Source organism: Pseudoalteromonas sp. MQS005 (assembly GCF_001661605.1).
Lineage (GTDB): Bacteria > Pseudomonadota > Gammaproteobacteria > Enterobacterales > Alteromonadaceae > Pseudoalteromonas > Pseudoalteromonas tetraodonis.
Window position 1 is genome coordinate 100,346 of sequence record NZ_LYRQ01000001.1, and the last position, 14,725, is coordinate 115,070.

Consider the following 14,725-nt stretch of genomic DNA (forward strand, 5'->3'; position numbering starts at 1 on the left):
TGGTTTAGTCGTCAGGCCCTTTTAAGGTAAACACTAAATGCTTGCGCATATCTTTTAAAATCACGCCTTTTTTGAGCATGGCGCCGCTTAAGCGCTTTTGCCATTTTAATAGCTCTGGCTCTGCCGCTGTTAATGCTTGTTGGTTTTCAAATTGAAAACACATCAGTAAAGAGCCTGGAAATAAATGATATTCCACATCAAACCAGCATTGCAACATACCAGGGAGTTCAGCACGGCCTTGTTCTTCTATTTTATCAGCAACACTGAGGACGAGTGCTTGTTGTTTTACTTGCACAGCAGATAGTTTTTTCATGTGGGGATCCAATTTAGAGGCTAAAAATACAGCCGGAATATTGCATTATACTCAAGCTTTTAGGTCGATAACAATGTTAGCTATACTTTAAATTAAATGGCTTACTGTGAAGACTGATTGTGGTTTGGTTTGGTGGTACAATCAGTTCGAATACACTATTTATCAAGGGAAATTATGAACCATATAGTTGTTTGTTTAGTTATTATTTTTATGTTGTCAGGGTGCTCTGAAGAGCCTGTTTCTGAGCAAAAATTAAAACCTGTTTCTGTCATAGAGTTAAATAAAACTAAATCGTTTGATAGTCGTATTTTATCAGGTGTTATCCAACCTGCTAACACAGCCACTTTAATGTTTGAGGTTAGCGGAAAGGTCGAAGACGTTTTTTTTGAAATTGGTGAGGCTTTTGAAAAAGGTGAGCCGTTAGCCAGGCTGGAACAAACAAAGTATTTATTGGCAGTGCAAGAGGCCGAAGGGCAGGTATCTAATGCGAAGGCTATGCTGCTAAATGTTAAGCAAGATTTTGAGCGCAAAGCATCACTGGTTGATGATGGCGCTGTGTCACGCGCGCAATACGATGTAGCAAAGTCGCAATATGAGAGTGCCAAAGATAAAGTCGATATTGCTAAAGTTCGACTAGCGATGGCAAAAGAAGAGTTACAAGATACCACGCTAATTGCGCCCTATGCAGGGACTATTTCAAAACGTAATATTGAACCTTCACAACAGGTAAGCCCAAATACGTCTGCATTTATAATTCAAGGTAAAGAAAATTTTGAAGTTTCTACCCTTGCCCCTGAAGCGATTCTCTCCTCATTAGCTATTGATAAGCCTGCTAAGGTAACTATTTCAGCATTAGATAAAACGTTGAATGCCAAAATTAAAGAAATTGGCACAGCTGCTCAAGGCGCGAATGCGTTTCCTGTTATTTTAAAGATATCTGCAAATGATGTTGCAGACATTAGAACGGGTATGAGTGCTGAAGTACAATTTAAACAACAGCAGGAAGCCACAGGTGCTTTTGTAGTACCTGTAAGTGCCATTATGGCGCAAGAAAATAATCAGCATTTTGTTTTTAAGCTGGTACCTACAGCGCAAGCTGAATCACAACAAGCAGGTTATGTTTTACAAAAAATAACCGTGGACGTAGTAACGTTTTTTGCGCAGAAAGCGCAAATTAAAGGCGATTTAAAAGAAGGGGAGCGAATTGTTAATGCGGGAATGGCTTTTTTACACGATGGGCAAAAAGTGACGCTTATCGAGGGTGAAATCAAGCGCCTTAATCCATAACCCGTGACGGAGATTTAAACGATGAAAATCCCTACTATTTCAGAGCTTGCTCTTGATCATAATCGCTTGATGCTGGCCATCGTCTTTGGTCTTATGCTATTTGGCGCATTTAGTTATTATCAACTACCCAAACAAGAAGATCCTAAAATAAAAATTCGTGAGGCGGTTGTAACAACCGCTTACCCTGGCATGAGCGCAAAAAAAGTAGAGCTGTTGATCACTAAAACACTCGAAGAAGCGATACGTGAAATGCCCAGTATTGCCGAAATTCGTTCAGTATCTATTCCAGGTCGCTCTATTATTCACGCAGAGCTCAAGCAAAGTGTTGAGCAAAGTGAGTTTGATCAGCAGTGGGATATACTGCGTGACCAAATTAACGCGGTTCGAGGTGAGCTACCCAGTGGTACTTTACCTTATGTTATTAATGATGATTTTGGTGATGTTGCCGTGTTAACGGTGGCACTTATTGCAGATCCCGCTTATAGCATGGGGGATCGCCAAGATGTGGCGCAACATATTGCTGATATGATGCATCAAGTTGAGGGCACAAAAAAAATTGATATTTTAGGCATTCAGCAAGAGCGTATTTTTATTGAAACTAAAAACGCTAAGCTCGCTCAATTGGGGATTGCACCCACACAATTGATTGCGGCTTTAAAAAATCAAAATATTATACGCCCCAGTGGCATTATTGATGCCGATGGTGAAAACTTTATTATCCAGCCTTCTGGGAATTACCAAAGCCTAGCTGATATACGCGATACGCTGATCACTGTTCCCAATCAATCACAAACCATCTTATTACGTGATATTGCCAAAATAAGCCGTGAAGTGATCGACCCCCCATCAAGAACAAGTTACTACAATGGCCGTCAAGCCATTATTTTTGCAATCTCTAAGGATGAACAAGCGGATGTGCTGAAGTTCACTCCTAAAATGGAAGCGATGATAGCTCAAATTAATCAAACTATACCTGCGGGCTATCAATTAAAAAATATTACCCGCCAAGCCGATGTGGTTGCCGATGCTGTATTTGGTGTGAGCTTTAGTGTGTTACAAACCATTGTTGTTGTCTCTATTGTGGTTATTATGTTTTTAGGTCTACGCACCGGCTTGATTGTAGGTTCGATTGTACCTGCAGCTATTCTAATCACGCTTTCAATTATGAACTTCATGGGTATTCCGCTGGAGCGTATGTCGCTTGCCACGTTAATTATAGCGCTTGGGCTACTGGTTGATGATGGCATAATAATGGCTGAAGATTTTAAAAAGCGTATAGAAGAGGGCGAAACGCGTGACGAAGCTATTCGTAATACCTCGGGTACGCTTGCGATACCCTCTTTAACCTCATCGTTGACTACTATTCTTGTGTTTTTGCCATTGATGTTGGCGCAAAGTAGTGCGGGTGAATATACACGCTCTATTTCGCTGGTGGTGTTAATTGCATTGCTTATTTCATGGGCGTTGAGCCTAACCTTTACTACTTACTTGTGTCATCGCTTTGTGAAAAAGGAAACGAGGCAAAAGCAAAATATTATTCGCCGTAAAATTAATGGATTTTTCGATAGCCTTAGTCCGCTTTATGAAAAAGTATTAAGACGAATTATGCGCGCTCGCATAATTTTTGTTGTTGTTATATTAGGGCTGTTTTTTGTTGGTGGTTGGGCTATGAGTTTAGTGCCTGCTAAGTTTTTTCCAGACTCCGACCGCGCGCAAATTTTAGTGTATTTAGATATGCCAGCCGGCACGTCAATGCGTAAAACTGATGCAACGATACAAGCCATTTTAAAAAAATTGGATGATAAAGCGCGTTTTCCGCATATTAAAAAATATGCTGCTTATGGTGGATTTGGCGGGCCACGGTTTGTTTTGTCACTCACACCGATTGATCCTGAGCCTTCAAAAGCATTCTTTATGATTGATGTTGGAGAGCGAAAACTAGCTGAGCCAACAATAAATAGCGTGCGCGACATGTTTGCTCAAGACTTTCCTGAAGTTATGGGGCGCGCCACTAAAATGTTTTTAGGGCCATCAGATTCTTCACTGATAGAGATTCAAATTAAAGGCCCAGACAGTAATTATATTTATTCTATTGGCGAGGAAATTAAAACCTTATTGCGCAATACAGACGGCGCATTCGATATTAAAAGTGATTGGGAAAACCGCATTACTACACTTAAAGTTGAGGTTAACCAGCAAAATGCTCGTCGTGCTGGGGTTAGTTCAAACGATGTTGCCCAAGCATTAGAAACCTACTTTTCGGGACGTACAATCTCTGAGTTTCGTGAAGGTGATGACATATTCCCCATAGTATTAAGGGCACAAAACAGTGAACGTTACGATCTGGACCGTATTAACAGCGTAAATGTTTATTCTTCGGCTCGAGGCGTTAATGTTCCTTTAATGCAAGTGGCCGACATTCGCTATGAAACGCAATTTGCGCGTATTGCGCGTGAAAATTTATTTCGTACTGTAACAGTACAAGCTAAAAACCAGATTATGTCGGCGCAAAGTATGGTGCCATTAATTGAAGGAAAGCTTGATAAAATACGAGAAAAATTACCCCCTGGTTATGAAATAGAATATGACGGTGTAATTGGAGACTCTGCGGAATCGCAAGCGTCAATTTTAGCTAACTTACCGCTGTGTATTGCCATTATGGTGTTTATTATTATTGCGCAATTTCGCTCTTACCGTGCAACTAGTATTGTGTTTTTGACTGTGCCATTGATCATCATTGGTGCCGCTTTTGGTTTGTTAATTATGCAGGCAAACTTTGGGTTTATGGTTATTTTAGGTCTATATGCGCTTGCCGGAATTATCATTAATAATGCGGTGATTTTGATAGATCGAATCAATATTGAACGTAAACAAATTGAGCACAGTGAACAACAAACTGCTGAGCAGTATAATCAGCAAAATTATGAGGCGGTGATCAGCGCTTCTTTAAGACGTTTACGACCTATATTAATGTCTACTTGTACAACAATAATAGGCTTAATGCCGCTCATTTTATCTAAAGATGTTTTGTTTTATGGCCAAGCAAGCACTATTGCGTTTGGTCTTGCAATGGGAACAATTTTAACATTAGGGTTTGTTCCGGTTGTGTATACTTTTTTCTTTAAAATAAAGCCGGTTAAAGCAGATAAACAACAAACCCAGCGTGAGTTAGAGCAGGCTTAATACGAAGGGCTGATAATAGTTTTATCCCTATTTAGTGGTAATTTTAGCCACTAAATAGGCCTGTTTTATTCATGCTTTATTTGTTTAGATAAAAACAAGTTAGTAACGTCTGCGACTTTAATTAACGACTCTTTATCAGCTTGACTCCAAGTTACCTTTGAGCCCACACTTTCACAACAAATGACACCTAACGGTTTGCTATTAAGTGTATAAATGTAATCAAGTAAAGAATAAATATCGAGTGGCTCAAAGTAAGAGTGAGAGAACGGCTTGGTTACTTCGTTATTTCTGGCATCAGAAGCGTCGAGTACTTGGTTAGCTAAAATATAGTTGAAATAAGCAGGGGAGTTTTCTGTGTATAGAACAGTTCCACTTGACACGTCATTATTTTCATCAAGGCAAATTAAGCAATTTAATGTACTGTATCCCTTATTAAATAACCAAAGGCTCACTCGATTAGCATTGGGAATAAGCACTTTTAACTCTTTGCATATTTGCTTTAGCTTCCGGTCGCTAGAAACATTAGGATCGCTAATTTTTACTGCTAAGTTTTTTAGGTTGAGGTTTTTAGGATTATAAACATTGAGTAAGCTATTGATCTTAGCTTTATCAAACGGTTTAGTTAAGTAGCCATCCATACCAATATCTAAATAATGTTCAATGTCTTGTTTTATGGTATTTGCTGTCATAGCTATAATCGGAACGGTTTGACCTGTAGGAAGCGCTCTAATAGCTTGCGTAGCTTTTATGCCATCCATTTCAGGCATTTGTATATCCATGAAAATTAAGTCTACCGAGTGCTCCTTGAAGTACTTAACGCATTCTTTACCGTCCTCTGCGATAATTAAATTAGCATTATGTGCTTTGAGCATTTTAACAATAATAAGCTGATTTATTTTATTATCTTCGGCAATTAAAACAGTATTACCTTGAAGGTTTGTTATATCAGTGCACTGCTTCGAGGTTGGTGGCAATAAAGCAATCTCAAAGCTTTGCTCATAGGTAAACGTGGAGCCCTTATCTATTTTGCTGGTAAAGCTAAGGTGCCCCTGCATTAACTCACTTAAACGAGCGCAAATTGATAAGCCTAAACCTGTGCCTCCATATTTCCTTGAGGTTGATGAGTCGGCCTGATGAAATTCTTTAAATAAATGCGCTTGAACAGTCTCATTAACACCAAGGCCTGTATCAATAACTTCAAAGGTGAGTACTTGTGTTTGCAATGTACTATTTTTAACACTTATCTTCAGTTCTACTTGGCCAAAGTTGGTAAATTTAATCGCATTTGAGCACAGGTTATTTAAAATTTGCGAAATCCGAAGAGGATCGCCTTTTAAATTGTCTGCTATTTTTGGGTCTATCGATGTAATCAGCTTTATGCCTTTAGCAGATGCCTGCTGTAACAGGGGTTTTATTACATCGCTAATAACCTCATTAAGACTGAAGTTGATATGTTCAATTTCTAATTTGCCAGCCTCAATTTTAGAAAAGTCTAAAATATCGTTAATAATATTTGATAAGTAATGTGCTGACTTTAATATGCTTTTTAAGGTGCTGTTTTTTTCCTCTGTGGTGGTCTCTGAGATAGCAAACTCAGCTAAATTTAAAATTCCATGTAATGGGGTTCTCAGCTCATGAGTCATATTTGCCAAAAATTTACTCTTTGTGTTATTGGCGATATCCGCGGCTTCTTTTAACTTTTCTAGCTCTTTATTGTGTTTTTTTTGTTTTTCTAATGCCATAGACAGCTTTTTATTATTAAGCCGAAGCTCTAATTGCGCAATGACCTCTTTGCTCAAAACTGTGAGTGCATTTATTTGTTTGCTTGAAAGCTTTTTTGGTTTATCGCTAATAACACATAATGTACCTATAGCGTTTCCTCTTGGTGTGATGAGAGGTGCACCTGCATAAAAGCGAATATTTGGGTCGTTTGTAACTAAGGGATTATCGTGAAAGCGGGTGTCAGTAAGTGCATTTTGAACTTCGAATACTTGGTTTTCTAGAATTGCGTGAGAACAAAACGAAATATCTCGTGCGGTTTCGGCTACATCAATACCATGCTTTGACTTAAACCATTGCCTGTCAGGATCAACAAGACTTATTAGTGAGATTGGCGTTTCGCAAATATCAGATGCAAGCTGGGTTAAATCGTCAAAGGATTTTTCAGCTTCAGTGTCTAAAACGTCATACTCATATAAGTCTTTTAGCCGTGATAGTTCATCTTTAGGTGTTGACGCTTTTATCATTATGTAACCTTGTTTTTGTTATGCTTAACAATGAGTAATAGAATAAAAATAATAACGCATTGGCTAGTATAAAATGAAAAAATACGCGTTTAATGTCAATTTGCTTAAAGTGTATTTTTATTTACGAATTCATCTACTGTTGAAAATTCAAGCTAAATTATTGTGCTTAAGTATTTAGCTTATATGACCTTTTAAATTTTTACGAATTGATTTAAAACAATCCGTCTTATAGGGAGTCAATCAACAATTTTATTTCGACCACTATTTTTTGCCTCGTATAAATAGTCATCAACGTATTTTAAGCTGCTTTGTAGGCTAATTGTGCCATCGTGGGTAAGCAGTCCAATACTGACAGTAAAGCTAATATTTTTATTACGATAGTAAACTTTATGTTCATTCACTGCGTTTTTAATACGCTCAGCGGCTTGTTTAGCTTCGGCTTTGTTTGTGTTAGGCATAATAATTAAAAACTCTTCACCGCCAAGGCGAAATACGGCGTCATTTTTTCTGGTGAGGCCATGTAAAATATTAGCGAGTTCTTTTAAACCCTTATCTCCAGCTTCGTGGCCGTAGTTATCATTTATGGCTTTAAAGTGATCTATATCGAGCATTAATAATGAAATATAGGTATTTTCATCTTGTGTTTTTAATAGCTCATCGGTAAGGAACCTGTATAAGGTTCGCCTATTTAAACATCCTGTAAGTGGGTCTACATTAGCTTGTTTTTCTAACTCTTTGTTAAGTGTAGATAGCTCTTGAGTGCGCGCCTGTATTCTTTGCTCTAAACTGGTATTAAGGGCTATGAGTTTGTGTTCTATATTTATTTCTTTGGTTACATCGTTTTGCACGGCAAAGTAATAAGCGATTTTTCCGTCTCTAAAAATCGGCGATATTGCCAGCTCATTCCAGTAGGGGTCTCCGCCTTGTGTGTAGTTTAAAATTCGTGTGCTTATAGGCAGTCCTTTTTTAAGGTGAGTTTTAAGTTTAGCTATCGTTTTTAAATCAGTATTTTCACCTTGCAAAATAGAGCCGAGCTTTTTTCCTTCTACGTCATTGAGGCTATACCCCGTCATTTTTTCGAATGACCCATTAACCCAAATGACATGCTTATTTTTATCGGCAATGACCATTCCCACCGTGGTTTCTTTGAGTGCAGTGACTAAAAAGTCTCGTTCAAGGGCTATTTTTTCACTTCCTGTTATATCCTGAAAAATGCCATATAGCTTAGTAATTTCACCATTTTTATTTCTTGATACGTTACCGCTTGATATTACCGTGCGTTCTTGTTGGTCGTCATCTACAACACGTAATTTTATACAACTCCATTCTTGCCCAGTTAAAAGCGCATTTTCGACAGCGCTGGCTATTTTGGGCTTATCATCTGCATGATAAAAGTTTATTGCAGTATCTAACTGTGGTGAATAGCGACTAGGGGAAACACCATGGATAGTGTAAATTTCATCGGTCCAAAATAATTGGTTGCTATTACAGTCGAGCTGCCAATAACCTACTTTTAAAACTTCGCCTGCGTTTTCTATGATGGTTTGTAATTCGTTATTATTAATAACAGAGGACACTTGGGCAAAATGCTGGTTAAAAACTAAAACCATATATTGGTGTTGGTTTTGATCCACATTATGTAAGCAGCAATTCAGTTTAATAGAGTAATCGGTTGCAAATGTGAGCTCAATATCAAATTGGTCTAACTCATTATGTTGCGATTTTAGTGCGAGAATTTGTTGTTGTAATAGTGTTTTGCTTTCAGTTGTACAACAGGCATACAGGCTTTCAATGGTTGGTATGTTTTTAGCTGTAATATTGAGCTCTGACCACCCATCTGAGAGATAACTGAGCTGATCATGGTTATCAAATAGCATTAAAAGAAAGTTGCATTTTTCTAGCAGTGCAATATTTATGTCTTTAATATCCATAAGCTCCCTGTATATGAAAAGTATTACAACACCTGGATTAAGTATAGGCACACCTATCAGGTTTAGCTGCATGAAAAAACTAATTTCATTTTGGGTTTGAGCTTAAAAAGTTTTTGATCTTACGTTGCCATCATTGTTATTGAACAGTGATATTTGTTTTTGCTTGTGGTTATTTTTTAAACCAATTGTTTGGCTTTTTTTAATAGTTTGCGTTTTTTGCAATTAAAAATAGTTCTTTTATATTATTCTTAGCTTTATTGATAATAAAGAAGGCTATTTTTTGGTAACATTCGTATAACTGCCTATCACTTCTCATTGAGCCTATTTATGTTGAACTTCTTTTCGTCATTGTCCATTCGGGCAAGACTCTCTATTGGTTTTGGAATTGTACTAGCGTTGTTAGTTCTACTGACTGCGCAAGGTATTAATCGTGTGAACTATATCGATAGAACCCTAGCAAAAATCACTGATGTAAACTCAGTAAAGCAACGCTACGCTATTAACTTTAGAGGCAGTGTGCATGACCGTGCTATTGCCATTAGAGATATAGCTATTGCAAATAATGACGCAAGGGTTAGAGAATATGAAAAGGAAATCAAAAGATTAGAAGGATTTTATGCTGAATCTGAAACGCAGATGAGGCAAATGCTAAATAACGACACGATATTTACAGCAAAAGAGCGTGATATTTTACGCCGTATTGAGGCTATTCAGGCTGAAACATTGCCTATTGTGGAGACAATTATTGCAATGAAAAAGGTTGGTCAGCCGGTTGATGAAAAGGTGCTTGATGAAGCTCGACCTGCTTTTATTAATTGGCTTAACACTATCAATCAGTTTATTGATTATCAGGAAGATCAAAACCAAATAGCGACACCTCAAGCAAGAGACGTTGCCGGAACATTTGAAAACTTTATGCTGATACTGAGCGCTATCGCGATCAGTTTCTCTGTTGCTGTGGGTATACTTATTGATAAAAGCCTCAGAGCGACCCTAGGCGGTGAGCCTAATGAAGCACAGCAAGTTATAGCTGTATTGGCAGACGGTGATTTAACCAAGAGTTTAAAAACACCTCACACAGGCAGTATTCTTGATTCGTTAGATACCATGAGCACAAAGTTGACCAGTATCGCAAAGAATATTATTTATGCGTCTAACAAACTGCAAGACAAAGTAGAAGAAGTGTCTGATGGTTCTACTTTGGTGCTAAATGGTGCGCAGCAACAAGCTCAATTAACTACTCAAACAGCCTCACAATTAAGCAGTATGAGCGCTAGCATTGATAAAGTGGCTGATATTGCAGCACAAACAGAGACTAATTCAGAGCAAACCGCTAACTATGCAATGGAAGGTCGTAAAGTGGTGAATGCCGCCGCTACCGAAATGGAACGCATAGCGACCACCGTTGATGAAACGGTAGAGCAAATAAGGTTATTAGCTGAAAATACAAAACAAATAGGCGGCATTGCGAGTGTGATCAGTGGTATCTCTGAGCAGACTAATTTGCTGGCTCTTAATGCCGCAATAGAAGCTGCAAGAGCGGGTGAGTCGGGGCGTGGTTTTGCCGTTGTTGCAGACGAAGTACGCCAGTTAGCACAGCGCACCGGTGAAGCCACCTCACAAATTGAGATTATGATTAACGATGTGCAAACTCAAACGGCAGCATCTGTAAGTGCTATGGAAACAACGCAGCCACAGGTTGAAAACGGCAAAGCGAAAATTATGCAGGCAACAGATTTACTCAAACACATTGAGGAACAAGCAATGGACTCGTTGAACTTGGTGAAGCAGGTGTCGAGCGCGGCATCTGAACAAGTTCAAGTGGTAACTGAATTTAGTGCTGCAATGGAGCAAGTTGCGGTAATGTCTGAAGAAACCATTGAATCGATGAATAAAAATGACACGGCAACTAAAGTACTTACTGATTTGTCAGGTTCGCTTAAAAAAGAAATTGCCTTCTTTAAAGTTTAACTTTAGGCCCAGGAAACGATATAAGGTTTATTTTTAATTGCGATGTTTAAAAGCAGCAAGACCAATTAGGTGTGCTGCTTTTTTGTTTTAATAGTCTGACTTTCAGCCGTTTTTTGTAATAAAAGTATGATAGTGGTTTGTTTTTATAACTTTCCTGATAAGGTATTAGTGATATAACAATATTTTAACGTTGTTTCGTTGTTATTAACGAATGACGATTCATTGGAGAGTTTAATGAGCATATTTCGATTGAGTGTGGTTACCTCGTTTTTTTTCGCAGTCAACATCGTTGCTACTAATGCACATGCGGATACTAAAGTGATTCATGCAGGAGAGTTGCTAGCTATTCCCGGAGAAAAACCACAACAAAAACAAACTATAGTAATAGAAAATGGCAAAGTACTCTCGGTATCAGCGGGTTTTTTACCTATCAACCGTTTTGGTGAAAATGCTCAGCTAATCGATTTATCGACCAGCTTTGTTATGCCAGGGCTCATGGATATGCATGTGCATTTACAAGGTGAGCTTGGGCCAGATAACAAAAAAGAGCTGGTGGAAATGTCTGATGCAGATGTAGCAATGCGCAGTGTGCATTTTGCTAACAAAACCCTTCTGGCGGGCTTTACTACTGTGCGTGATGTGGGAAGTCAAAGCGAGCAAATGTATGCATTACGTAAAGGCGTAGAAAATGGCTGGGTTGATGGGCCGCGTATTATTGCTGGTGCTGGCGTTACTATTACTGGCGGACACTTAGATGTTGATGGTATGAGCCCTGATTTACTCACGATGAAAACACCGCCCACAGTGTGCGATGGTGCAATAGAGTGCCGCAAAAAAACTCGCTATGCAATTAAATATGGGGCTGATTTAATTAAAGTTGCTTCTACCGGTGGCGTGCTTTCGGATACTACTACGGGCACAGGGCAGCAAATGCAAGACGATGAACTTAAAGCTGTAGTTGATACCGCACATGGTTTAGGGCGAAAAGTAGCTAGTCATGCCCATGCTGCCCAAGGTATTAATGCCGCACTTCGTGCTGGGGTTGATAGTATTGAGCACGGTAGTTACACCGATGAAGAAGGCATTAAGCTCTTTAAAGAAACAGGCGCTTACCTTGTACCAACGTTATTAGCTGGCGATACTGTGGTCAATATGGCAAAAAATTCAGATTTTATGTCTGCACCTATTAAGGCTAAAGCAACGAGAGTGGGGGGCGATATGCTCAACAATTTTGCCAAGGCTTACAAAGCAGGCGTTAAAATTGCTTTTGGCACTGACAGTGGCGTATCAAAGCATGGTATTAACGCAAAAGAAGCCGTATTGATGTATGAAGCTGGTATGAGTACCTCCGATATTTTAAAGTCGGCAACCGTCAATGCTGCTGATTTAATTGATATGAGTCAGAGTTTAGGCACTATAGAAGCTGGTAAGTTTGCCGATATTATTGCCTTAGATTCTAGCCCATTAAGTGATATAAGTGCTTTATTGGATGTTGATTTTGTTATGAAAGAAGGCACGGTTTTTAAACAACAATAAATCATTCGATTTATTTTATTAATAATGGCGTAATAGCGCTGGTAAGTCGTATAGAACATTTATAAACGACTGCCAGCGTTTTCAGTTATATCGCTTTTAAGGTTATAAAAGGAAGTACTTTATTTTGAAAAACTTAGTAGTTTTATTTTTTTCTGTATGGCCTTTTTTGGTCAACGCCACCGCGCAGCAAGTTAAATTTCCTGATGTAGATAATAATGTTGCATACGCAAGTGTGGCTTCGCTTGGGTTTAACTCGGCTGATGAAAAAGTAGCCTACGGCAGTGATGAGTCACAGTACGCATTACTTTGGCGCGCAAAACAAACACTGGTGCAAACGCCATTAGTTATTTTACTCCATGGTGGTTGTTGGCTAAGTGCATACGATATTAAACATACGTATGCGTTAAGTACGGGGCTTGCACAAGCTGGCTTTAATGTATGGTCTTTAGAGTATAGAAGAAGCGGTGCAAGCGGTGGTGGCTGGCCTGCAACGTTTAATGATGTTAAAGCCGGTATTTTAGCGGCAAGTACTTACAATAATGGCGAGTTTAAATTAGCAGGATCAGTTGCGGTAGGGCATTCGGCAGGTGGGCATTTAGCATTGCTTGCTGGTGGTGAAATAAGCCAGCTTAAAGGGGTTATTGGCTTGGCCCCTATTACTGATATAAAAGCGTATGCGCGTGGTGATAATAGTTGTCAAAAAGTGACTCAAGATTTTATGCAAGGTATGCCAACCGATAAACCTAAGGCATACACGCAAGCTAACCCGAGTGAGCAATCGCTTCATCCGCAAAGCATTATTTTACAAGGTGACCAAGATGCCATCGTGCCTGCTTTTAATTTAGAACAGCTTAAACGTCCAGTTGTTATGTTAGAAGGCGTGGGGCATTTTGATTGGATCCATCCGGGATCAGCTGCATTTAAGACACTAATACAAAATTTGAATGAGATGTATCAATGAATTTTAATGAGATTATAGCGCTTGATAAAGCGGATATGCTGGCTCACAAGCGTGACGAATTTGATTTACCCGCAGACACTATTTACCTCGATGGTAATTCATTAGGTGCTTTGCCTAAAGCAGTAAAGTCGCGCGTAGCAGAGGTGGTAAGCCAGCAATGGGGTAGTCACCTAATTAGAAGTTGGAATGATCACCAATGGATTGATTTACCTACTCAGGTAGGGGAGAAAATAGCGCCTATTATTGGTGCCGACAAAGGCCAAGTTATTTGTTGTGATTCTATTTCGGTTAATTTATTTAAACTATTAAGTAGTGCACTATCGTTAAACTCTGAGCGTAACATGGTGTTATCTACCGAGGATAACTTTCCTACTGACTTATACATGGTACAAGGGTTAAGTGAATTATTAGGCTCCGATTTATGTCAGCTAAAACTCGTCTCAGAGCAAAATATTGAACAAAGCCTAAATGATTCAGTGGCAGTATTACTGTTAACACAAGTGAACTTTAGGACCGGTAAATTGTTGGATATGCAAAAAATCACTCAGCTAGCTCATGAAAAAGGCATTTTGGTGATATGGGATTTAGCCCATAGTGCAGGTGCTATACCGGTTGAACTTGATGACTGTAATGCTGATTTTGCTGTTGGTTGTGGCTATAAATACTTAAATGGCGGCCCTGGTTCGCCTGCGTTTTTATATGTAGCAAAACGCCACCAAGCTGCTGTAAAACAACCCTTATCAGGCTGGATGGGTCATGCCAAACCATTTGCTTTTGATGCAAAATATCAACGTGCTAACAATATAAATCAGTATTTATGTGGCACACCCAGTGTGATTGCTATGAGTGCTTTAGATGCTGCGCTTGATGTATGGCAAGATGTAGATATTTCAAAAATAAGAGAAAAGTCGATTGCACTTGCCGACGTATTTATTAAATTAGTGCAAACACATTTATGCTTACGTGATTTGCATTTATGTTCTACTGAGAACTCGAGCCAAAGAGGCAGCCAATTAGCGTTTTCACATACCGACGCATTTGCTATATGCCAAGCATTAATTGAAAAAGGGGTAATTGCAGATTTTCGTGCGCCTAATATTTTACGCTTTGGTTTTACACCTCTTTACACCTCGTTTGAAGATATTTACCAAGCAGTAACTATTTTAGCTGAGGTGGTTAAAACCCAGCTATATACCCAGCCACGTTTTAATTTAGCGGGTAAAGTGACGTAACGTTAAAAAGTCATTATTGGTCATGTTGCTAACCAATAATGACTTTTTTAGAGCTATTGTTAGAG

The 14,725-nt window shown here is 38.9% G+C and carries 9 protein-coding genes; 6 read left to right on the top strand and 3 right to left on the bottom strand.

Going from position 1 to position 14,725, the window contains the following annotated elements; all coding sequences use genetic code 11:
- Positions 1-4: 4 nt before the first annotated feature.
- A complete protein-coding gene (locus A9479_RS00530) occupies positions 5-313 on the bottom strand; it encodes a hypothetical protein (RefSeq protein WP_064662435.1) in 309 nt (102 codons plus the stop codon).
- Between the two features lie 174 nt (positions 314-487).
- Here A9479_RS00530 and A9479_RS00535 point away from each other — a divergent pair, with 174 nt between their 5' ends.
- Positions 488-1,600, top strand: a complete 1,113-nt coding sequence (locus tag A9479_RS00535; protein ID WP_064662436.1) for an efflux RND transporter periplasmic adaptor subunit — start codon at positions 488-490, stop codon at positions 1,598-1,600.
- 21 nt (positions 1,601-1,621) lie between these two features.
- Positions 1,622-4,783, top strand: a complete 3,162-nt coding sequence (locus tag A9479_RS00540) for an efflux RND transporter permease subunit (RefSeq protein WP_064662437.1) — start codon at positions 1,622-1,624, stop codon at positions 4,781-4,783.
- 65 nt (positions 4,784-4,848) lie between these two features.
- Here A9479_RS00540 and A9479_RS00545 read toward each other — a convergent pair whose 3' ends face one another.
- Both A9479_RS00545 and A9479_RS00550 read right to left on the bottom strand, forming a co-directional pair.
- Entirely contained in the window at positions 4,849-7,029 is a 2,181-nt protein-coding gene (locus A9479_RS00545) for a response regulator (protein ID WP_064662438.1), read from the bottom strand.
- A 236-nt stretch (positions 7,030-7,265) separates the two neighbouring features.
- Complete coding sequence (locus tag A9479_RS00550; protein WP_064662439.1) at positions 7,266-8,960, bottom strand: sensor domain-containing diguanylate cyclase; 1,695 nt, start codon at positions 8,958-8,960, stop codon at positions 7,266-7,268.
- Positions 8,961-9,287: 327 nt separating this feature from the next.
- Here A9479_RS00550 and A9479_RS00555 point away from each other — a divergent pair, with 327 nt between their 5' ends.
- The 4 genes from A9479_RS00555 (at position 9,288) to kynU (ending at position 14,660) form a co-directional block, all read left to right on the top strand.
- Positions 9,288-10,931, top strand: a complete 1,644-nt coding sequence (locus tag A9479_RS00555) for a methyl-accepting chemotaxis protein (protein ID WP_082918285.1) — start codon at positions 9,288-9,290, stop codon at positions 10,929-10,931.
- 234 nt (positions 10,932-11,165) lie between these two features.
- On the top strand, positions 11,166-12,467 hold the full coding sequence (locus tag A9479_RS00560) for an amidohydrolase family protein (RefSeq protein WP_064662440.1): 1,302 nt from the start codon (positions 11,166-11,168) through the stop codon (positions 12,465-12,467).
- Positions 12,468-12,591: 124 nt separating this feature from the next.
- Positions 12,592-13,428, top strand: a complete 837-nt coding sequence (locus A9479_RS00565) for a S9 family peptidase (RefSeq protein WP_064662441.1) — start codon at positions 12,592-12,594, stop codon at positions 13,426-13,428.
- The gene (gene kynU, locus A9479_RS00570) at positions 13,425-14,660 is read left to right on the top strand and encodes a kynureninase (protein ID WP_064662442.1); all 1,236 of its coding nucleotides are present in this window, start codon (positions 13,425-13,427) and stop codon (positions 14,658-14,660) included. Before A9479_RS00565 ends, kynU begins: the two co-directional genes overlap by 4 nt.
- Positions 14,661-14,725 lie beyond the last annotated feature (65 nt).

Bases quoted from the DNA above. Each gene is read 5' to 3' on its own strand.
- A9479_RS00530 (WP_064662435.1), bottom strand. From the start codon at position 313: ATGAAAAAACTATCTGCTGTGCAAGTAAAACAACAAGCACTCGTCCTC.
- A9479_RS00535 (WP_064662436.1), top strand. From the start codon at position 488: ATGAACCATATAGTTGTTTGTTTAGTTATTATTTTTATGTTGTCAGGG.
- A9479_RS00540 (WP_064662437.1), top strand. From the start codon at position 1,622: ATGAAAATCCCTACTATTTCAGAGCTTGCTCTTGATCATAATCGCTTG.
- A9479_RS00545 (WP_064662438.1), bottom strand. From the start codon at position 7,029: ATGATAAAAGCGTCAACACCTAAAGATGAACTATCACGGCTAAAAGAC.
- A9479_RS00550 (WP_064662439.1), bottom strand. From the start codon at position 8,960: ATGGATATTAAAGACATAAATATTGCACTGCTAGAAAAATGCAACTTT.
- A9479_RS00555 (WP_082918285.1), top strand. From the start codon at position 9,288: ATGTTGAACTTCTTTTCGTCATTGTCCATTCGGGCAAGACTCTCTATT.
- A9479_RS00560 (WP_064662440.1), top strand. From the start codon at position 11,166: ATGAGCATATTTCGATTGAGTGTGGTTACCTCGTTTTTTTTCGCAGTC.
- kynU (WP_064662442.1), top strand. From the start codon at position 13,425: ATGAATTTTAATGAGATTATAGCGCTTGATAAAGCGGATATGCTGGCT.